General features: G+C 58.0%; 16 protein-coding genes. 5 read left to right on the top strand and 11 right to left on the bottom strand.

The features are described from left to right. Nucleotide 1 precedes the first annotated feature (1 nt). Nucleotides 2-1189 carry an ABC transporter substrate-binding protein gene (locus LA304_RS13130; RefSeq protein WP_224503616.1) on the bottom strand — a complete coding sequence of 396 codons (1188 nt, stop codon included), beginning with the start codon at nucleotides 1187-1189 and terminating at the stop codon, nucleotides 2-4. Nucleotides 1190-1338: 149 nt separating this feature from the next. Between LA304_RS13130 and pedF the strand changes: the two genes are divergently transcribed. Together pedF and LA304_RS13120 are read left to right on the top strand one after the other, a co-directional pair. Then, complete coding sequence (gene pedF / locus LA304_RS13125; protein ID WP_224503615.1) at nucleotides 1339-2016, top strand: cytochrome c-550 PedF; 678 nt, start codon at nucleotides 1339-1341, stop codon at nucleotides 2014-2016. A 3-nt stretch (nucleotides 2017-2019) separates the two neighbouring features. Beyond that, on the top strand, nucleotides 2020-2931 hold the full coding sequence (locus LA304_RS13120; protein WP_224503614.1) for a substrate-binding periplasmic protein: 912 nt from the start codon (nucleotides 2020-2022) through the stop codon (nucleotides 2929-2931). Nucleotide 2932: 1 nt separating this feature from the next. On the opposite strand, the gene LA304_RS13115 is transcribed toward LA304_RS13120, so the two are convergent. Together LA304_RS13115 and LA304_RS13110 are read right to left on the bottom strand one after the other, a co-directional pair. Beyond that, nucleotides 2933-3805 carry an FAD:protein FMN transferase gene (locus LA304_RS13115; RefSeq protein WP_224503613.1) on the bottom strand — a complete coding sequence of 291 codons (873 nt, stop codon included), beginning with the start codon at nucleotides 3803-3805 and terminating at the stop codon, nucleotides 2933-2935. Then, nucleotides 3802-5886: a 4Fe-4S binding protein gene (locus LA304_RS13110; RefSeq protein WP_224503612.1), complete on the bottom strand. Its 2085-nt coding sequence runs from the start codon at nucleotides 5884-5886 to the stop codon at nucleotides 3802-3804. The genes LA304_RS13115 and LA304_RS13110 overlap by 4 nt, the downstream gene beginning before the upstream one ends. A gap of 93 nt (nucleotides 5887-5979) precedes the next feature. Here LA304_RS13110 and LA304_RS13105 point away from each other — a divergent pair, with 93 nt between their 5' ends. Next, nucleotides 5980-6732: an ABC transporter permease gene (locus LA304_RS13105; protein WP_224503611.1), complete on the top strand. Its 753-nt coding sequence runs from the start codon at nucleotides 5980-5982 to the stop codon at nucleotides 6730-6732. On the opposite strand, the gene LA304_RS13100 is transcribed toward LA304_RS13105, so the two are convergent. The 8 genes from LA304_RS13100 to urtA form a co-directional block, all read right to left on the bottom strand. Continuing rightward, nucleotides 6729-8942, bottom strand: coding sequence for a hybrid sensor histidine kinase/response regulator (locus tag LA304_RS13100; protein WP_224503610.1), 2214 nt, complete (start codon nucleotides 8940-8942; stop codon nucleotides 6729-6731). The genes LA304_RS13105 and LA304_RS13100 overlap by 4 nt on opposite strands. Further along, entirely contained in the window at nucleotides 8939-10138 is a 1200-nt protein-coding gene (locus tag LA304_RS13095; RefSeq protein ID WP_224503609.1) for an FIST N-terminal domain-containing protein, read from the bottom strand. Before LA304_RS13095 ends, LA304_RS13100 begins: the two co-directional genes overlap by 4 nt. 41 nt (nucleotides 10139-10179) lie before the next feature. Further along, nucleotides 10180-10875 (bottom strand): LuxR C-terminal-related transcriptional regulator, encoded by a 696-nt coding sequence (locus tag LA304_RS13090; RefSeq protein WP_224503608.1) that lies wholly within the window; start codon nucleotides 10873-10875, stop codon nucleotides 10180-10182. A 144-nt stretch (nucleotides 10876-11019) separates the two neighbouring features. Next, nucleotides 11020-11718 (bottom strand): urea ABC transporter ATP-binding subunit UrtE, encoded by a 699-nt coding sequence (urtE, locus tag LA304_RS13085; RefSeq protein ID WP_224503607.1) that lies wholly within the window; start codon nucleotides 11716-11718, stop codon nucleotides 11020-11022. Between the two features lie 12 nt (nucleotides 11719-11730). Beyond that, on the bottom strand, nucleotides 11731-12483 hold the full coding sequence (urtD, locus tag LA304_RS13080; RefSeq protein WP_224503606.1) for an urea ABC transporter ATP-binding protein UrtD: 753 nt from the start codon (nucleotides 12481-12483) through the stop codon (nucleotides 11731-11733). Next, complete coding sequence (urtC, locus tag LA304_RS13075; RefSeq protein WP_224503605.1) at nucleotides 12480-13706, bottom strand: urea ABC transporter permease subunit UrtC; 1227 nt, start codon at nucleotides 13704-13706, stop codon at nucleotides 12480-12482. The genes urtD and urtC overlap by 4 nt, the downstream gene beginning before the upstream one ends. A 3-nt stretch (nucleotides 13707-13709) precedes the next feature. Continuing rightward, the gene (urtB, locus tag LA304_RS13070; protein ID WP_224503604.1) at nucleotides 13710-15665 is read right to left on the bottom strand and encodes an urea ABC transporter permease subunit UrtB; all 1956 of its coding nucleotides are present in this window, start codon (nucleotides 15663-15665) and stop codon (nucleotides 13710-13712) included. Nucleotides 15666-15738: 73 nt separating this feature from the next. Continuing rightward, nucleotides 15739-17034: an urea ABC transporter substrate-binding protein gene (gene urtA / locus LA304_RS13065; RefSeq protein ID WP_224503603.1), complete on the bottom strand. Its 1296-nt coding sequence runs from the start codon at nucleotides 17032-17034 to the stop codon at nucleotides 15739-15741. A 556-nt stretch (nucleotides 17035-17590) separates the two neighbouring features. On the opposite strand from urtA, the gene LA304_RS13060 reads away from it, so the two are divergent. Both LA304_RS13060 and LA304_RS13055 read left to right on the top strand, forming a co-directional pair. Beyond that, nucleotides 17591-18976, top strand: a complete 1386-nt coding sequence (locus LA304_RS13060; protein ID WP_224503602.1) for a bifunctional enoyl-CoA hydratase/phosphate acetyltransferase — start codon at nucleotides 17591-17593, stop codon at nucleotides 18974-18976. Then, on the top strand, nucleotides 18976-20139 hold the full coding sequence (locus LA304_RS13055) for an acetate/propionate family kinase (RefSeq protein ID WP_224503601.1): 1164 nt from the start codon (nucleotides 18976-18978) through the stop codon (nucleotides 20137-20139). The genes LA304_RS13060 and LA304_RS13055 overlap by 1 nt, the downstream gene beginning before the upstream one ends. Nucleotides 20140-20142: the final 3 nt, after the last annotated feature.

The following is a 20142-nucleotide window of genomic DNA, read 5'->3' as shown; positions in this document are numbered from 1 at the left end:
GTCACTCTCCAAATGCCTGACAGGCGCTTTCCACCTGATCTGTTCCCAATGTATCAAGCGGGTTGCGCGCGTGTTCGAACCCGTCGAGCGGCGCACTCGCAACTTGTGCTCTCGCGTTCACGACAGGCAGCGGTTGGCGCAACTGTCCGTTCCATGCGCGAAAACTCAGTGGCCGCCCCTGAAACGCAGCCAACGCGAAGTCGTCAGACAGGAGATACGCGCGCAGCACATCGACCTGATTGCTCCCCGTCCGCGTCACGGCCTCACCGACCGCGCGGACAGCGGCCCAAGCGGCGTAATCCTCCGGCGTCATGTCTCGGCCTGTCATATCCTTAAAACGCGACTGAAGCTGCGCTGCGCCCCATTGCTCGACAACCGGAAACCACGCCCGCGCCATGAGGCCCGTCGACCCGACGACGGGGCGCGGTTTCCATGTATTGTGTTCGATGTAGCGGGCGAAATCGTCGTGTGCGTCTGCAACGAGCAGGACGTCATGATCTTTAAAACCTTGTGTAAAGAGCGGAACCTCACGCGAAGCGGCGCGCCGAAGATCGGTATCGAACGTCCACTGTTTCTCCGACACGATCTTGAGTCCGAATTTCCGCGCGGACTTCCGGTAACTGTCTGCCAGCGCTTGATCCTCGACCGTCGGCCCCTCGATCAGCGCGAGTTTTGTCCATTTCTTCGCGAGCAAAACCTGCATGAGCGCATCAGCTTCCATGCCGGTTTCAGGAATCGTGTGTAGCAGGTTCGCGCGGCATCCGGCGGAGCGCAGCTCATGATCGCGCGCGCCTGCGTTGAACAGGATTTTCTGATCACCCGCCATATCCGCAACCATCTGCACGTCGGCCAGAGGCATATCCAGAACAACGAGATCATGCGTGGCGAGCAACTGCGCTGCGGCTTCGTCAAGCGGACCTCCGACGGGCACGGAAACAACCTCAAGCGCATAGTCATGACCTAGGAATGCGCCGGTCGTCATGTTGTCAGAGAGCGCAAGCTCCGCGCCCTCGATACCTCGGCGCGGCGGGATTTCGTCCAGATTCGACAGGACCGGACGTGGCGGGCGCTCCATCCGGAGATAGCCAATTTTAACCTCAAGAGTCGCGCGCGCCTCCGCGACTGCACCGGCCACGCCGACGCACGCGAAGAGAGCAAGAAAAATTGTCCTGCGCAGCAAACGTCTCATGAAAGTCCTCCCTTTCAATACGCTAGCGCTCACACGTCTGACCGAGAATTAGACCAAGGTCGCACCCCGTTCTCATGAGGCAGACCAAGGTCTAATGGCGCCACATCGGAGACCCGAGTTAAGCCTTAAGGAAAGCTATGGAGGAAGAAATGAAACGCACCATGCTGCTTGCGGCTGCTGCCGCGACTGCCCTCGCCACAAGCGCATTCGCTCACGGCGACGTGACGCCGCAACCTGTGAACACCGACGCCCTGCCTGACGTGGGCGAAGAGTGGCTCATCGAAAATCCCTATCGCGCAGAGGCCGTCGGCGAAGAAGCCTGGCTCAAAGCAATCGAGATCGGGTCCTCCGGTTACAACCAGAACTGTGCCCGCTGTCACGGTCTCGGTGCAGTGTCCGGTGGTCTTGCCCCTGACCTGCGTTACCTCGAAGCCGAAGAGTATGGCGATGAATGGTATGTGGAGCGTTTCCAGTTCGGCATGACCCAGAACGGCATCACCAAGATGCCCGCATTCGGCGAACTTCTCGGGCAGAAAGCTGCTTGGGCCATCCGCACCTACATCGAAACCCGTCCGGATGACGGTGCGCTCGACAGCCACATGACCCGACTGACGGAAATCCGCGACCACCTTCTCGCAGGCGATCTCGCTGATCCGGTCGCGGTGAAAGCCGAACTCGCAGAAATCGCAGCAAGCGTCGAAACCGGGTCTGGTGCTCCTATCGCAGACAGCGTGGCATTCGAAGCATCTCGCGCCCTCACCGAAGACAAAAGCACGTGGAAACACGCGGCGGATTTGCTCACCGTCGGCCTGTCTGCTGCGAACTAAACAATGCTGCAGCAGGGTCTGAAAAAGGGCCTTCTGAGTGGCCTAATCGCCTGTCTCGCTTTTGCGGGGCCGGCGTTCGCGCGCTGCGAGGACTATGTCCCGCAAGAGAAACCACAGAACACCTTCTCCCAAGACGTGGGCCGAGAATTCGACCGCATCCTCGATGAAGGGTGGATCGAGTTTGCGCTCTACGAGGACTTCCCTCCATGGTCCTACAATGAGGGCGGCAAAGTCATCGGCGTGGATGTGGAGATCGGAAAGATCATTGCCGAGGACCTCGGCGTCGAGCCGCGCTTCCGCCTCGTTCAGGCCGATGAAAACCTCGACAGCGACCTGCGCAATTACGTTTGGAAGGGCGCCACAGTCGGCGGTCGGGTTTCCGACGTCATGCTGCATGTTCCGTATGATTCGGAACTCACCTGCCGCATCGAACAGGTGATGTTCACTGGCCAATACGCGGCAGAGTCACTCGCCATCGGATATAGCCTCACGGATTATCCCGAGCCGGATGACAAACCGACGCCAGCCTACTTCCGGTTCGATACGGTCGCCGTCGAGAATGACTCGATCTCCGACTTCTACCTCTCCAGCATCGGTCGCGGGTCCGTCTCCGAGGCGATCCAGCGCTATGCCACAAGTGATGCTGCCGTCGCCGCAATGGTCGCGGGCGAAACGATGGCGAGTATGGCTCCGCTTGCTGTGATCGAGGCCGGTTTAACCGAAGGCTTCGATGTGCACCGCCCCCCTCTACCCGGCCTTGCCAGAAAGGAATGGACCATCGGGATCGCGGTGAACCACCAGCACAGAGATTTGGGCTATGCGGTGGATTACGCAATCGAGAAAGCCCTCGCGGACGGGCGCATTCGGGCGATCTTTGAAGAGCACGGCCTTACCTATCTGATGCCGGAGCGTTAAGTCAGGAGAGCGTCGACAGATCACCCTCCAGATCCACGAGAAATACCCGAGACAGGCCGAGCGCATGCTTGGCCTGTTCGATTTCGGATCGCGGCATGAGGCAGAATGCGGTCGAGCAGGCATCCGCGAGCGCCGCGCTTTCCGCCTCGACAGAAACCGTCGACCAGAGGGGGCGCCCTCCATTGGGGCTCAAGATATGAGACCGCTCCCCTACCTTCATGGCATCGGGTGAAGACGTCGCGACGGATTTGTTTTCCAAGTTGATTGCGCCGAGGCGCCCCACCGAGGCATCGGATAGCCCCACCCGAAACGGCCCGCCCAGCGCAGCGTATTCCCCTATGTTGATCAGGGCATTTCGATACCCGCGCTCCACTAGGAGAGCCCGCACGCAATCAGTCGCAAATCCCTGAGCGATCCCATTGAGCGTGAGCTTTTGACCTTCACCCAATCGGACGCGCGTGGCCTCGACAAAGACCCGATCAAACCCAACGGCTCGAGCAGAAGGCTCCTCTCCCATCGCGAGCGCTTCCCAAATGCTCTGAACCGTCGGGTCAAAGGCTCCCCCTGTCGCAAGATAGACAGCCGACGCGATTCGCGACACATCGATCATGTCAGAACTTGCGTCGACCACTCCTTCATTATTCAAGCGTGAAAGTTCTGACACCGGATTAAAAAGAGAGAAACGCTGCTCGATTTCAGCGAGCCGGTCCTGCACATCTTTCAGGTCCGCTGAGACAGCCTCCCGCGCGCCGACCAATTCCAGCGACACCTCCGCCCCGAACATCCGCCCCTGCCACCGCGCGGCCTGCGCGCCTTGCGGAAGCATCACAGCCGCAGCGGACAGGGTCATAAAACGACGGCGTGATAGTCTCATACGGTAGCCCCCTTATTCTTTTTCGCAGCGAGGATGAGCGGCACACATTGCTGAGGGTCGTCGTAAATCTGGACGCAATCTAGGCAGGCGAAACACTCGTCATATTGGATAGCGCCAGATTTGCGAATTGCTCCATAGCGGCATTTCACGCGGCAAAGCTGGCAGGGACTTCCGCAGGCTTCGCGGCGGTCGATCCATTTCCGCCCGCGCAGGACACCACCAATCGCCATGACCGCACCCAACGGGCAGACATACCGGCAGAAGCCTTTGAAAAAGACAGTCCCAAGCAAGAGCCAGAACACCGCATAGGCGACGTAATACCATTCGCGCACGAAGTAGACTGTGATCGCGGTCTTGAAAGGTTCGATTTCAGCAGCCTTCTCCGCATAGTCCGGCGCGATGAACGCGACGCCAATTAGGCCGAGCAGTAGGACATATTTCAGCTTCATCAGCCAGAAGTCAGTCCGCGCAGAAACCCTGATTTGCGGCAGTCGGAGCAATCGACCGAGATGGTGCATAAACTCCTGCATCGCTCCGAACGGACACAGCCACCCGCAAAAGAGCCCGCGCCCCCAGAGCAAAAATCCGAGGATCGCAACGCCCCAGAGCACAAGCGAGAATGGATCATAGAGCAGAACGGCGAAGGAGCCGTTTCCTGCGGCGGCCCTGAGCGTGGCGAGCACGGTGACAATGGACAACTGCCCCTGCCCCCACCAGCCGACGAAGACGATGACAAAGGCGAGGATCGATAGACGCATTGCGGAGAAGTGACGATGCCCCGCAAGTTTCCTCATGAAGACCGAAAGCACTACGAGTAGGCCGATCAGGAACACGGAAAGCACAATGATGTCTGCCTGGCGGTTGTAGATCGCTTCCAGCCACGCAGGCATCGGCTTGATCACCTCAGGCTGAATGAAAAAGCGTGCCGGTGCTGAGGTGGTTAGCTCAAAATGCGCCTCACCGAGTTCCGGCTGAAACATGCCATGTTCGCGCACGGCCTGAACCCTGAGCACCCACTCCGATACGGGATCAAAGCCAAGCCGCCGGTCAGCGCGTAGCACCATCGCTACCTGCGCATCTGGCAGGTCGTCTGCCAGTTCGACCCAAAGGTCCGCGTCCCGAAGCGCGACGGGCAGTCCGCCCTGCTCTGCGGATAGGCGATCCGGCGCCGTGTTCCGGACGAAGTCCTCGGACACGAGACCATGCCGACCGTCGTCGATAACCAATAACGGTTCAGCCTCCGGAGACACCTCCAGAAAGCGGGCGAGATCAGCGTAGCTCTCTTCGCTCAGAACAGCCTTCGCAATAGACGGCGGTCCCAAATCCACGAGCCAGAGATCGAGATAGAGGCCATCAGGGTCAGCCGCCGCCTCCGGATCATCGTCCGCCCACTTTGTGCCAGCGAAGGCTTGATCGACCTCGGCATTGGTGACGCGTAAGTTCTGCGCGATCCCCTGCTCAACCAGATCGCTCCATGTCAGAGTTTCCTCATAGTCTAGGTCGGGCCGCGCGGGCGAACCCGATCCCAAGCCCTGCATCTTTTCCCGCGCCACAGAGAGCGTCGCCGCGAGAATGCTCTCATGCGCGATCCGCACAGAAGCCGTCGCCTTACTCACCCCATCCAGATACACCAGATCGGACCCGCTCCCCCCAGACCCATAGGGCACGCCAACGACGAGACTCTCGGTGATCGCGTGGCCATTGTATTGCTGGAGAAACGCGAGCAGCGGTTCCTCTCCGAGGCCAGACACAAAAACAGGCTCCCGCTGCGACAGGAGTTTCACGTCTAGAAACTGTCCCGTCTCGGACAGCAATACCAACATATTCAACGGGGCACCGGAGAACCCTGGCAGCGGTGCGAGTGGTCCGGTCTCGAACACATAGCCCATCGGCGCTTCGCCGGAATTCAGGAGCTCATACACCCCCTTATCGTTGAGTTGGTCACCCAGTGCATAGGGCGGAACGATATAGGGTGAAATCTCATCGCGGCTCAGCGGTGCCAGCCCCTCGCCCCAAGAGGCGACGGTCGCAGCGAGCCACACGAAAACCGTGAGGCAAAAGACACCGAACCTCTGAACCATGTTCCGACGCTAACGGAGCGGCACGACCCGCTGAATACGACCAAAGTCCAGCCGGATTTGCGACCCGACGCGGTGTAGCATCGAGATCAGATCATGACACGTCTTCACTGCATAAACCTCGCCCTGTCTTTGTTCGGGCTGATCGCGCTCTGGGCCATCCTTAGCGCCCTCAAAGCCGATCCCGATGTGCTGCCCTCACCGATCGCGGTGCTTCAGGTCACGCGCGACCTCGCGATGAGCGGCGAACTCGGCACGCAGATCACTGCGACGCTTCAGCGGGTCGTCATCGCATTTACGCTCGCAATGGTTCTCGGCTCGGCGCTTGGCATCGCACTGGGAAGGATGCCCGCCCTTGATCGGTTCTTCGGCCCATGGGTCACGGTCTTCTTAAACCTACCCGCATTGGTCATCATAGTGCTTTGCTACCTCTGGATCGGCCTCAATGAGGTCGCCGCGATTGCCGCCGTTACATTGAACAAACTCGCGCAAGTCACAGTCACGCTCCGCGATGGCGCGCGGGCGGCGGACAAAAGCATCGACGAGATGGCCCAGTCATTCAGGATGCCCGCGATGACACGGCTCCGGCATATTCTGTTGCCACAGCTCGCCCCCTACTTCGCCATCGCCGCGCGCAATGGCCTCGCCATGATCTGGAAAATCGTCTTGGTCGTGGAGTTTCTTGGCCGCTCGACGGGTGTCGGCTTCAAAATCCATCTGCATTTTCAGAACTTCCAAACCGCGCACGTGCTCGCCTACGCGCTGAGCTTTGTCGCACTGATGCTCGCCATTGAGATACTCGTCATTCAAAAATGGGAACGCGCAGCGGAGCGGTGGCGGCACGCCTAAGCGCGGACCTGGCTGATCAAAGCCTCGATGTCCTTGGGTGCGATCGGCTTAAACATCACCTGCACATTGGCTTCTTTCGCCGCCTTCATGAGTTCTGGAGACCGGTTCGCTGTCACCAAACGGGTCGGCGTGCGTCCGAACCGCGCGCGCACCCGGGTGATGACCTCAATCCCGTCCATGCCCGACCCGAGCTGATAATCCACCAGCATAAGATCCGGCAGCACATCGACCTCTTCTAAAAGGTCCAAGGCCTCCTCACCGCTCCCGACATCAAGAACCGCAACACCGAGCTTTTCCAGGAAGAGAGTTACCGCCCGACGCAGTTCATCGTCATTCTCCACGACCATCGCAAAGACGCCTAACCCGTCTTCAGAGTGACCGGAGTTGTCGACACCAATCGCCTCACCAACGGTTCTGTCTCGGGCAAGCGGCACATCAATTCCGAAAACGGTGCCCTTGCCGACAGTGCTATCGAGATGGATAGGATGGCCCAACTGCGCGCAGGCGCGGTCAACAATCGCCAACCCGAGACCCATGCCCACCGCCGCCGACGCAGAGCCTTCGATCCGGTGGAATTCTTTGAAGATCGCCTGTTGTTCCTTCTCGGGAATCCCCGGCCCTGTATCCATCACCTGAATCCGGACCCGCCCAGCCCCCGCACGGCGCGGACCGACGAGCACACGGCCGGATTTCGTGTAGCGGATCGCATTAGACATGAGGTTCTGCACAATACGACGGAGATAGGTCGGATCGCTTTCGACCACCTGACTCGTGGGAATAACACGCAAGTCGATGCCCTTCGCCTGAGCGGCCGGCAAGTATTCGTCACGCAATTGCAGCAGCAGAGGACCAAGAGCAACCGGCATGATATCTAGCGCGGACCGCCCAGCCTCAAGCTTCGAAATATCGAGCAGAGCAGAGAGAATATTCTCCACACTCTCCAACGCATTTTGCGCCTTGCCGAGCACGATCCTTGTGCCCTTGTCGATGGAGCTATCCTCTGCGGAAGCCACAAAGAGCTTTGCGGCGGAGAGCGGCTGCAAGAGATCGTGGCTCGCTGCCGCAACGAAGCGGGAGCGCGCCGCGTTCGCCCGTTCGGCGCGTGCGAGAGCGTCCTCGAGATCTAGCGTCCGCGACATCACCCGCGCTTCGAGCGATTCATTCGTGCGTGTCAGTTGCTCCATCGCGCGGCGCTCGGACGTGACGTCTGTCACCGACATCACAAAGCCCCCGTCTGGCAAATCCTCAGCCGATACGATCATCACGCGTTTATCCGGTCGCGTGAGTTCGAAGGTGATCGGCGTGCGCGGCGTGACACCATAGGCCCAGTCCCGCATCAGCTCTGTCGGCATGTCAGAACTCAGCGCCATATCCCCGAGAATTCGCCCCTGCAAGGTCGCAAAATCATTCCCCATATGCAGAGCGGAGAGCGGCAATCCGAGGAGAAACCCGAGCCGCTGGTTAAAGCCAACGAGCCGACAGTCGCGGTCAAAGATACAGACACCGTGTGAGATGTGTTCGAGCGTTGCACGGATCATCTGGGCCTGCTCATCGAGCATCTTCCCGCGCGTTTCGCGTTCGGCCATGACCAGATCGGTCACTTCGGTTTGAAGAACCACAGTACCATCATCAGGCGTTCGATGTTCGGAAATCTGGATCCAACGGTCACCGGCGACATGGATATTGAAGACCACATGCCGCTCACGATGCCGCCCGAGGCGCCGTGTCACCCATGCGTCGGCGTTGTCCTTTTCAGTGAGATCAAGATGCTCTGAGCGGCTCACCATCGAGGCGTAGTTTTCGAAGGTAATGCCCGCCTCCAACCGCTCCCGCACGTCCGGCAGGAAGGTTGCAAAACGCGAGTTGAACATCACGAGCACATCATTGCGGTCAAAGAGCGCAAAGCCGTCTCGAACCGTCTCAATCGCATTCTCAAGGTTGCGCTGCGCGGTCTCGAGCGCCTTGTTCGCCTCCGCCAACCGCGCGTTGGAGACGTTGAGAAGGTCCAGCGCATATTCGAGATCGACCGTCCGTTGGCGCACCTGCTCTTCGAGCATCGCTGCGCGTTGAAACTGTGCATAGGCCGCGCCATGTTCGTTCGAGCGCAATTCGATCTGCTTGATCATCACGTCGACAATTTTCAGCAGTTTTTCCTGCGTGCGCGTATCGCTGTCGTTCGGGTTGAGGAGACTGTCGGACGGACGATTCATTTGCGGTTCTCCCCGACCCCGATGGTATCGCGTTCTGCACACGGTGGATAAATCGCAACGCCGGTGAAGGTCTGGTTCACGTGGATAGAGCCGATTTGCTCCCCATAGGTCGAAAACCCGCGCACGTTCGCCCCAGCAAGAAGATTGGAAATCTGCGATTTAACTTGTGTCATCTCCGCCTCGACGCGCCGGAAGATGCAATCGCAGGCCAGCACAATTGCAGGTTCTGTCGTCTTGCTGAGGCCCGCGAGGGACTCTTCGAGATGGGCCACCATGTTCTGAGGCTCTGCCAAGGTCAGAACGAGCCCTTCATCAATCGCAGCAAAAAAAGACATGTCTCCGTTGGGGGCGACCGACTTGATCGCGCGCACGTGGTGTTTTCCTCCCACCTGCACAACTACAGGGTTCGCGGCGAAGACGTGGTCACTTAACAGCGCAGGATCGACACCGACCAATCGCGCGTATTCCTGCGCTGCGGGTTCCGCATTGATTTCTTTGACGACGCGCGCGTTCGGTTCTGCTTCCGTGACCACCATCCGCTTTTGCGTCGCAACGAGGTGATCATAAGAAAACACCTTAATCTGACAGTTTGTGCGGAAAAATGTCAAAATTGCAGAGTTTTCCATAAGCGTCGGGCCGTTGAGGACAAAGGTCTCCTGAAACCTCCGACCATCCCCTGCCGACCCACCAAAAAGCGGGACAGGGCCAAGGCCGGACGCCAAGGCAGCCGTCAACTCATCCTCCCTCTCGGACAGGCCATCGACCAATAGCATGGCAAACTCATTGTCGAACTGGGGATAGCGCCGCTGCAGGTTTTGGCGCGCACGTAGAAGGCTCCCCATAAGGTCCTGAGGTGAGCAATTCTTGAGATCGGGGACGAGGAGCGTTTCCACGCCGAAGTTCTCAACCGGAAACCCGATGGCGATGATCTTTCCCTCATCATAGCCTTTGGAGCTCAACTCTCCTGCGGTCGAGCAGCCCATCACACGGGCATAGGGAATTTCAGCTTTGAGCTGACGGGCCAAGGTTTCGCGATCGCATTCGGGCGAGAAGAACATGAGCACGATGGAAAACGGCCCGCGTCCGAGGCCCGTCACGATCTTTTTCACGGCCTCCGGATCGGATGCGTCCACTTCCGCCGTCGACACAAGGTTTTGACGCAGCATGTGAGACATGCCGCCTATCGCGTTCGTCATCATTTGGGTCCTCCATCCCTGCCAATCAGGGTGAAGGAAGTTTATTCCTCAGGCAAGAGGCTGTTGAAATTGGCCTGCTGCGCAATCAACACCGCCTGGGTCCGGCTCTGCACGCCGAGTTTCCGCATGATCGCCGTCACGTGCGCTTTCACCGTCGTCTCTGCAATCGAGAGTTCGTAGGCGATTTGTTTGTTCATTTGGCCCGCGCAGATCAGTTGCAGGATGCGCGCCTGTTGCCGTGTCAGGTGGGACAGACGGACCAACGCATCCTCGCGCGGAGACAGGTTCTCATTCGGATCCCCTGCGGAAAGTGCTCCGGCAGGGGAATAGACCTCTCCGGCCGCAATCTGTTCGAATGCGGAGCGGAAAACTTCACGAGTCGAATGTTTCGGGACAAAACCAGCCGCGCCGACACGGATCGCAGAGCGCACAACGCGGGCTTCTTCAACCGAGGACACGATCACCACAGGCGTCTCGGGGCACTTTTTGGTCAGCCTGACGAGACCGTCGAGACCGTTCACATCCGGCAGGTTCAGGTCGAGCAGGATGACATCTGGCGCGGCCCAGCGGTCGAGAAATGCCATTGCCTCTTCGAGGGAACCTGCGGTGTCGACTTTGCCGATCCCGATCCCCGCCGTGAGCGTCATGCATAGGGCGTCGCAAAACAGCGGGTGATCGTCCACGATCAGCGCGCTTTGAAAGCCTCCTTCTACGCGAATGCGGGGTGTATCCATCATGATCGGCCTACAGTTTTTCTTTTCAATTTCTCCCACTGTAGCAGAGAGACACAAAACTAAGAAATTGCCGAAAGGTCTATATTCCTGTTTCGCGCAGAAACGGGTGAACTGCGACGCAGAAGGAAGGGGCAGTCCGCAGTCTGGTCACGCGATGCGGAATACCTTTGCCGCCTCTTCCTTCGAAATATCCGCTTTGTCATGTGTCGACGTCACGCGCCCGCGCTCCATGAAGACGAGCGTGTCGGCGAGGTCGTAAGCGAACTCAAAATACTGCTCGACGAGCACAATCGCCATATCCCCGCGATCGCGCAGGAGAGAAATCACCTTGCCGATTTGCTGAATGATGTTCGGCTGAATGCCCTCTGTCGGCTCATCAAGGAGCAAGAGTTTTGGCTTGATGATCAACGCACGCGCAATGGCCAACTGCTGTTGCTGCCCGCCGGAGAGGTCACCGCCTCGGCGATGCATGAAGTCCTTCAAAATCGGGAAGAGATCGAAAATCTCGTCGGGGATTTTGTGCTCGGACTTCGGCAGACAGGTAAAGCCAGTTTCGAGGTTCTCTTTCACGGTCAGAAGCGGGAAAATCATGCGTCCCTGCGGAACGACCGCGACACCTTTATGCGCGAGCGAATGCGCCGGGAGTTTCCCGACATCTTCGCCGTCAAGCATCATAGACCCGCCGGACCGGGGATGAGTGCCGGAGATGGCCTTTAGCAGAGATGTTTTCCCCACACCGTTGGTGCCCATGACGCAGGTGACTGCGCCCGCCTGCGCCGAAATATCGACGTCATAGAGGATTTGCGAACCGCCGTAGTGGAGAGAGAGGTTTTTCACATCGAGCATGGTTATTTTTCCTTATCGCCCGAGATAGACGTCAATCACGTCTTGGTTTTGCGTCACGTGATCGAGGGAGCCTTCGGCCAGAACCGACCCTTCGTGAAGAACAGTGACCTTGCACTCAAGTCTGCGGACGAATTCCATATCGTGTTCAACGACGACAACCGCGCGTGTTTTAGCGGCTTCTTTGAGGATGTCTGTCGTATGCTCACGCTCGCCCAAGGTCATCCCAGCGGCGGGTTCGTCCACGAGCAGCAATTTGGGGTCCTGAGCCAACAGCATCCCGATTTCGAGCCACTGTTTTTGACCATGGGACAACTCACCAGACTTTCGTTCCAACTGATCGGAAAGACCGATTTCCGCTGCGAGTTCTTCGACTTTCGCAAAGTCCTTCGCCTTCGGGCGGAAGAAGAGTACGGCTATCGGATTGCGGTCGTTCTTCACCGCCATGAGCAGGTTCTCGAAAACCGTTTGGTCCTCAAAAACCGTCGGACGCTGGAATTTCCTGCCGATGCCTGCACGGGCAATCTTTGCCTCGTTCATGCCGATCAGGTTGCGGGACAGATCGCCCCAGAGGACTTTGCCCTCGTCGGGTTTGGTCTTGCCCGTCACGATGTCCATGAATGTCGTTTTGCCTGCGCCGTTTGGACCGATGATCGCGCGGAGCTCCGCTGGCCCGATTTCAAAGGACAGGTTGTTGATTGCCTTGAAGCCGTCGAACGTGACCGAGATACCGGAAACTTCGAGAAGTGTGGATGCGTTGCTGGTCATTTCTCAGCCTCCTGTTCACGAAGAGAGCCATCATCGGGGCCCAAGGGCGCACCGCCACGCTTAGGCGACATACGGTGCGTGATCAGGTCGAACAGCCCGCCGATTCCCTTCGGCGCGAACAAGGTCACCAAGACGAACGACAGTCCGAGAAGGACGAGCCACCAGTCGACCCACTTGATCGTGTAGAACCCGAGCGGGATGTCAGGCGCTTGACCGCCCGTGAAATAGGTGGACACCAGCGACACAAACGCCGCGCCGATAACCGCGCCATAAATGCGGCCACGGCCACCGATGGCCACCCAAACAGCGAGGTAGATGGATGCAATCGGAGCGATTTCGGCGGGGTTGATGATACCGGCCTGCGGATAATAAAGCGCGCCACCGATGGCTGCCATCACGGCCGTCATTGCGAACACGAAGAGTTTGAACCCCTCTACCGAATACCCGAGGAACCGGACCCGCGCCTCGTCATCACGGATGCCGCGAATGACCGATCCGAACTTGCCGGACACAACGAATGCCGCGATCAGATAGGTGATGAGAAGCGCAAAGGCTGATGCCCAGAAGAACCAAATCGAGATGTAGTCTTGAGAGATGCCATCCGCGCCAGGCAGGTTCTGCAAACCGGAAAGACCGTTGTTACCACGCAGACCACTGTCGTTTTGGAAGAGGTAAAGAGACAGCGCGAGGGTCATCGCCTGCGTCAGGATCGACAGGTAAACACCAGTCACACGGGACCGGAAGGCGAGCCAACCGAACACGAGCGCGAGGATACCCGGGACAATCACCACGAGCGCGATCTGCGCCCAGAAGCTGTGCGCGAACATCCAGACCAGCGGGAATTCACTTGACCCGACGACGCCGAAAATCTGCGTCCCGATGGCGTCCGAAATTTCCGACGGTGTTGGAGGCAGCGCCGCGCTGGCCATGCTTTCTACCACAATAAGCTTGGTCCGCGCATACATCAGCCACATGCCGATCATGTAGCCCCCGAGACCGAAGAACGCGAAATGGCCGAGCGAGAGGATGCCAGTGTAACCCCAGACCAAATCCATCGCGATGGCAACGAGCGCGAGGCAGAGCGTCTTACCCAGTGTTTTCACGAATGAGGTCGACAGCGCGCCTGCGCCATAGGCTTCGGACATGAAAGTGACGACCAGCGTGAAGATCGCGAGACCTGCGATGAAGACCGGCAGAGAGGGGTTCTTGCGAATGAAATCCATAGCTTAATCCCCCGCTGCGCGACCTTTGAGGGCGATGATACCCTTCGGTCGGAACTGGATGAAGATGATGATGAAGATGATCATGTAGGTCTGCGCCGCCAGCGTGTTCGACGGGTTGAACCATTCGATCCCTTTTTGCAGGAACCCGATCATCGTCGCGCCGAGCAAGGTGCCCCAAATGTTGCCAACGCCACCAACGACGACGGTCATGAAGCTCTGGACGATGTAGTCCGCGCCAAGCTCAGAGGTCACCTTCGCATAGAGGCCAATGGCAACGCCGGCGATACCAGCGATGCCGGAGCCGAGGCCGAAAGTGAGCATGTTCACCTTGTCGGGATTGATCCCCATGGAGGCCGCCATGCGCGGGTTCTGCGTTACAGCGCGGGTCTCCAAGCCGAGGCGGGTTTTCTTCATGATGAAGAGGAAGATGCCGAGGAAGATCAGCGCCAACACGAAAATGGCAATGCGGATGTAGGAGATTGCGACCACGTCGTTGAACTGCAGTGCCCCATCGAGCCAGCCCGGAGAGGTGAGCGGACGCGCTTGGGTGCCGAAGATGTTCTTCGCGAGCTGCTGCAACGCAATTGACACACCGAAGGTCGCGAGCAGCGTTTCAAGTGGGCGGTTATAGAGCCAACGGATGATCAAACGCTCCATCGCGACACCCGCAGCGAATGTCACCGCAAATGCCATCGGAATGGCAACGATAATTGAGACGGTGTAATCGGGAATGATCTGCTGGATCACGTAACCGGTGTAGGCGCCCATCATAATGAACTCGCCATGGGCCATGTTGATCACGCCCATGACCCCGAAAGTAATGGCGAGGCCGATCGCTGCGAGGAAGTAGATGGATGCAAGCGAGAGCCCGTCGAGCGACAAGTCGAAGAATTGGTTGAGCCCAACTGTTCGGCTAATGGATTTGAGCGTTTCCTCGGCCGCGCTTGCCACCGCCGCCGAGGGCTCAGAATAGACTTCTGCAAACTGAACGCCGGTCACGACAGATGCTTTGTCGAAATCAGGATCGAAGGCCGGCACGAGACCCGCATCCGCCAAGGCGGCATAAGCACGGTCGCGCGCTTCTTGGGTATTCAGATCTTCGACCGAAACGCCCCCGACGGAACCGTCCACGATATTGCTCTCGAGCGCCGCTTTTCGTTCGGAGACACTCGGCTGCGGCGTCACTGCACCCGCCTCGACCATCAGATCGTAGGCTTCGTCGACGGAAAGGTCGCGAGAGCCAGCGCGCAGAATACGCTTCACATTCGCATTCGCGGATAGTTCTTCGGCGTAAACAACCTCGGTCGTGACGATCGGGTTGAGTGCGGCACGGGTGTCGAGCGACAGAGACCCGCGGAAACCTTCGATGGCGGCTACGCGCGCGGCCTCATCTTCGTCGAAGGAAATCGTCAGAAGACGTTCTGTGACTTCTTTGAGTTCTTTAATCTCGGGATCAGACTCGTTCGCAATCGACGCGCGGAGTGGCGCAAGGTGGCTTTCCTCACCGTCTCGCTGGATCGCCAACAGCGCGTCGCGGCGCAGAGATGGGTCCGGGTCGTTCAGTTGGAACTGAACCAAGGCTGCGCCGAGCATTGCGCGGATGCCCGAGTTCGGTTTGATCTGGTCAATCTCGTCTTTCGCAACCTCACCCGCAGGTTCGCCGGTGACAAAATCGGTGAGAGCATAGGTTTTGCTGTCGAGCTTCTCGGCCTTGAAGAAAAGCCCGTCTTCCTCACGCACCCACATGTCCTTGGACTGCCATGCTTGCAAAACGTCTTGCGCCTCCGGGAGAGCTGAATTGGCAACAGCGTCAATCGCGGGGCCGATGGTTTTGCGCGAAGATTTGATGATGGCGTCGGAGTGCTCTTGTAGCACATCCTGGATCGTGCGGTCCTGAGCCTGCGCAGAGAGCGCAACCGTCAGAAGAAGCAGTCCGGCAACGAAGATACGGCGGATCATGGAAGCTCTTCTTTATCAGAGAGGAGTCGAGGGGCGACGCGATGGCCGCCCCTCAAAAGTCTTTTAAATCAGATTAGTAGTTGGAACCGATCTGAACGCAGGTCTCGGTCTCGGTGTTGTACATACCGCACTCGAGATCTTTCCAGTCGGAGACGAGCACTGCAGATTCCGGCAGGAAGTCGGTCCATGCATCGCCCGGAACCGGATCGGTTTCGGAGATGATGTCGAACTGACCGTCTTCGAGGATCTCACCGATGAGAACCGGCTTGGCGAGGTGGTGGTTGACGCCCATGACAGCGGTGCCACCGGTCAGGTTCGGGAACTCTTGGCCCCACATAGCGGCGCGAACAGCGTCGACATCGGTGGTTTCAGCTTCAGTCACAGCGTTCACCCACATGTTGAAGCCGATGTAGTGAGCTTCCATCGGGTCGTTGGTGACGCGTGCTTCGTCGCCGATGAACTCGTGCCATGCGGAGATGAACTCTGCGTTGGCTTCGGTGTCAGCGGACATGAAGTAGTTCCATGCGGCGAGGTGACCAACGAGGTTGGTGGTGTCGAGGCCAGAGAGTTCTTCTTCACCCACGGAGAAGGCCACAACCGGGATATCGTCAGCGGAGATGCCAGCAGCAGCGAGTTCTTTGTAGAAGCCGATGTTTGCGTCGCCGTTGATGGTGGAGATCACGCCAACTTTTTTACCGTCAGCGCCGAGAGCGACAACGTCAGCAACGATTTTGGACCAGTCGGAGTGACCGAACGGCGTGTAGTTCACGAAGATATCTTCTTCGGCGATGCCTTTGTCCTTCAGATAGGACTCAAGGATGTTGTTCGTGGTGCGCGGGTACACGTAGTCGGTGCCGAGCAGAGCGAACTTCTCAACGCCAAGTTCGTCGAGGAAGTAGTCGGTTGCCGGGATAGCCTGCTGGTTCGGAGCCGCACCGGTGTAGAATACGTTTTTGGAGGACTCTTCGCCTTCGTACTGAACCGGGTAGAACAGAAGGCCGTTGAGTTCTTCGATGACCGGAAGAACGGATTTACGGGACACGGAGGTCCAGTTGCCGAACATGACATCAACTTCGTGAACGGTCAGAAGTTCACGTGCTTTTTCAGCGAACAGCGGCCAGTCGGAGGCCGGGTCAACGACAACAGCTTCAAGCTCACAGCCAAGCACGCCGCCTTTGGCGTTCTGTTGCTCTACGAGCATCAGCATGGTGTCTTTCAGAGTGGTTTCGGAAATAGCCATCGTGCCGGAGAGCGAGTGCAGGACACCAACTTTGATCGGGCAGTCAGCCGCCATTGCGGAGGATGCCATCGCAGTCGTTGCGAAAAGAGCAGATGCCAGAGTCGCCTTAAATTGAGTTTTCACTTCCATGTTCCCTTGTTGGAAGCCGCGAGGCCTTTAGCCGTCCCTAAAAAAGGAATTATCCATATTATTGATATTAAAGGATAAACGGTGAAAGCCCCTTACTTGCAGCGTTAATTTACATCGCGTGAGGAAAAGAATGCCAGCAAGCCTTCTCTCCCCCCGCGGGTCCCTGAGATGTGTGACCTTTCCCTGAGGTCATCGCCACATCGCGAGAAAAGTTTTTGCCTCGCGCATTCGCGCACACAAGAGTGTATACAAAGGCACAGGGCGCAATTGCTCAATTCACGCACAGTCGCTCAAAAATTATGCAACTTCCTGAGCGCCTGTCACATTGCTGCGCAGAAGAGAAACGGATTTGTGACACATTGCGCTCCGCACGCGGCAATCACGATTCTGCACTGGCGAAATCGTCGGACACGGACATCACGACATGACGCATCCGCAAGGGCGTGTTGCATAAGTTTCATGCCAGCAAGGGAAATTCTTGATATGCCTCATGGAGACCCGCCCGGAAGTGCATCAAGTAAGACGCAACACAGCGCAAACATTTTAAGGATCGAATGTGACTATTTTCCAGAATATCCCTTTCGACAAACTCGAAGTCGGGATGGAAGCCGAACACAAACGCCTTTGTGTGGCTGACGACCTTTACGTCTTTGCCCATGCGTCAGGTAACCTGAATCCAATGCACCTCCCTCACGATGAGGCAGATAAAAAGTCACGAACCGAACCCGTTGCCCCGTCTTTCTGGATCGGCTCTCTCATCTCTGCTGTTCTCGGGAACAAGCTGCCTGGCCCCGGTACGCTCTACCGTTCGCAAAATTTGAAATTTCACGGGCGCGCCCATGCAGGCGACGAGCTGATCGCGCGGGTAAAACTGATCCGCAAGGATAGCGACAACATTGCCGTGTTCGAAACGTCCGTAACCCGCAGCGACGGAACGCTCCTCGTATCGGGTGAGGCTGAGGTAATCGCACCGCAAACTGCGACCTCTTTCGATGTGAATGATGTTCCCGGCCTCACCGTCGAAAGCCACCGCCACTTCGACCGACTGCTTCAAATGGCTGAGGAATTGCCGGCAACACGGATGGCCGTTGTTGCACCGGAAGAAGAACAGTCCCTCCGTGGAGCGCTTCTCGCTGCGGAACACAACCTGATCGACCCGATCTTGCTTGGGTCGAAAAGCAAAATTCGCGAGATTGCAGAGGAAAATGGTCTATCGCTAGACGGCATTGAGATCGTCGATTGTGAAAACCACGCCGAAGCGGCCAAACTCGCCGTGACCATGGTTCATGAGGCGCGAGCGGCAGCGATCATGAAGGGTCACCTGCATACCGACGACCTCCTGCGCCCGATCCTGAGCTCCTCTGGAGGTCTCAAAACCGGACGCCGGATCAGCCATATCTTTGTCATGGACGTTCCGGGCCTCGATCACCTGCTGCTGGTCTCTGACGCTGCGATCAACATCGCGCCGGACCTGCAAACGAAGGTCGATATTGTGCAGAACGCGATTGATCTCGGAAAAAGCCTCGGCCTCGAAACGCCAAAAGTGGGCGTGCTATCAGCCGTTGAAACCGTCAACCCGAAAATCCCTTCGACACTAGATGCGGCGGCGCTCTCGAAAATGGCCGACCGTGGCCAGATCACAGGCGGTATCGTCGACGGCCCCCTCGCCATGGACAACGCGGTGAGCATCTCGGCCGCCCGCACCAAAGGCATCAAAGGTCTCGTCGCCGGTCACGCGGAAATTCTCATTGCCCCGAACTTGGAGAGCGGCAACATGCTTGCCAAGGAACTGTCCTTCATCGCTCATGCTGAGGCGGCTGGTGTCGTTATCGGAGCGCGCTGCCCAATTGTGCTCAACTCGCGGTCGGACAGCGAAAAGTCACGCCTCGCCTCTTGCGCCGTCGCGGCGCTTCATGCGCATCATGGGGGCATCGTGAGCTAATGGGAAATTGCATTCTCACGGTGAACGCAGGATCGTCCTCCGTCAAATTCGCGCTCTATGAGGCTTCTGAACCGCCTATGCCCATCGCGCGTGGGCAGGTTCAGGGGATCGGATCAAAGCCGTCGTTTCAGTTCAAATCCGGCGGCCCCGAGGGAAGGAAAGAGATCGACGCTCCAGATCAGGAAGCGGCATTTAACGTCATTCTGTCTGAGCTTCAGCCCCTGCTCAAAGGCCAAGAAGTGTCCGGTGTCGGACACCGCATCGTACACGGCGGCCCATTGCGCGCGACCCCGACCGAGTTGACCGAGGAGGTGCTCGAAGACCTCGCGACCTTCAATCCGCTCGCACCACTGCACCAACCCCACAACCTCGCCGGTGTGGAGGCCGCAAAAGCAGCGTTCCCATATGCGTTGCAAATTGGGTGTTTCGACACGGCTTTCCACCGCAATCACCCGTGGGAAAACGACATCTACGCGATCCCTCGTAAATACTACAAACAGGGGATCAAGCGGTATGGCTTCCACGGTCTAAGCTATGACTACGTCTCGCACCAAATTGCCAATGAGCGCCCTGAACTTTCCAACAAGCGGCTGATCATCTGCCACCTCGGCAGCGGTGCATCGATCTGCGCCGTCAACAACGGCTACTCCATCTCCTCGACGATGGGATTCTCGCCTTTGGACGGGATTCCGATGTCGACACGCTCCGGTCAGCTTGATCCGGGCATTTTGCTCTATCTGCTTGAAACAGAGGGCATGACCCCCGCCGAACTGACCCATATGCTCTATCATGAATCAGGCCTCTTGGGCCTTTCGGGGATCAGCCACGACATGCAGGTTCTCGAACAGTCGGACGAAGAGGGTGCGAAAGATGCGGTGGACTATTTCATCTACCGCGTCCGTCGTGAGATCGGCGCAATGGCGGCAACACTCTCCGGCATTGATGCGCTCATTTTCTGCGGCGGAATCGGGGAAAATTCCGCGAACATCCGTGCGCGTATTTGTGGACGCCTCGGCTATCTCGGGGTCGAACTGGATCAGGCGGCGAATAGCCTGAACAAACGCGACATCTCAAACGGCGCGACGCCTGTAATGGTCATCCCGACCGACGAAGAACAGGTGATCGCAAACGCTGTCTCGAAATTCCTCGTCCCGGCGCAATAGCCG

It is taken from the genome of Celeribacter litoreus (genome assembly GCF_020165855.1).
In the GTDB taxonomy this organism is placed as follows: Bacteria; Pseudomonadota; Alphaproteobacteria; order Rhodobacterales; family Rhodobacteraceae; genus Celeribacter; species Celeribacter litoreus.
This window is presented reverse-complemented; position numbering and strand designations above follow the sequence as displayed.

Coding starts and splice junctions, on each gene's coding strand:
- LA304_RS13115 (WP_224503613.1), bottom strand. CDS start 3,805: ATGAGACTATCACGCCGTCGTTTTATGACCCTGTCCGCTGCGGCTGTG.
- pedF (WP_224503615.1), top strand. CDS start 1,339: ATGAAACGCACCATGCTGCTTGCGGCTGCTGCCGCGACTGCCCTCGCC.
- LA304_RS13105 (WP_224503611.1), top strand. CDS start 5,980: ATGACACGTCTTCACTGCATAAACCTCGCCCTGTCTTTGTTCGGGCTG.
- urtE (WP_224503607.1), bottom strand. CDS start 11,718: ATGCTCGATGTGAAAAACCTCTCTCTCCACTACGGCGGTTCGCAAATC.
- urtC (WP_224503605.1), bottom strand. CDS start 13,706: ATGGATTTCATTCGCAAGAACCCCTCTCTGCCGGTCTTCATCGCAGGT.
- LA304_RS13055 (WP_224503601.1), top strand. CDS start 18,976: ATGGGAAATTGCATTCTCACGGTGAACGCAGGATCGTCCTCCGTCAAA.
- LA304_RS13095 (WP_224503609.1), bottom strand. CDS start 10,138: ATGACGAACGCGATAGGCGGCATGTCTCACATGCTGCGTCAAAACCTT.
- urtB (WP_224503604.1), bottom strand. CDS start 15,665: ATGATCCGCCGTATCTTCGTTGCCGGACTGCTTCTTCTGACGGTTGCG.
- LA304_RS13110 (WP_224503612.1), bottom strand. CDS start 5,886: ATGGTTCAGAGGTTCGGTGTCTTTTGCCTCACGGTTTTCGTGTGGCTC.
- LA304_RS13100 (WP_224503610.1), bottom strand. CDS start 8,942: ATGAATCGTCCGTCCGACAGTCTCCTCAACCCGAACGACAGCGATACG.
- LA304_RS13120 (WP_224503614.1), top strand. CDS start 2,020: ATGCTGCAGCAGGGTCTGAAAAAGGGCCTTCTGAGTGGCCTAATCGCC.
- LA304_RS13130 (WP_224503616.1), bottom strand. CDS start 1,189: ATGAGACGTTTGCTGCGCAGGACAATTTTTCTTGCTCTCTTCGCGTGC.
- urtA (WP_224503603.1), bottom strand. CDS start 17,034: ATGGAAGTGAAAACTCAATTTAAGGCGACTCTGGCATCTGCTCTTTTC.
- LA304_RS13090 (WP_224503608.1), bottom strand. CDS start 10,875: ATGATGGATACACCCCGCATTCGCGTAGAAGGAGGCTTTCAAAGCGCG.
- urtD (WP_224503606.1), bottom strand. CDS start 12,483: ATGACCAGCAACGCATCCACACTTCTCGAAGTTTCCGGTATCTCGGTC.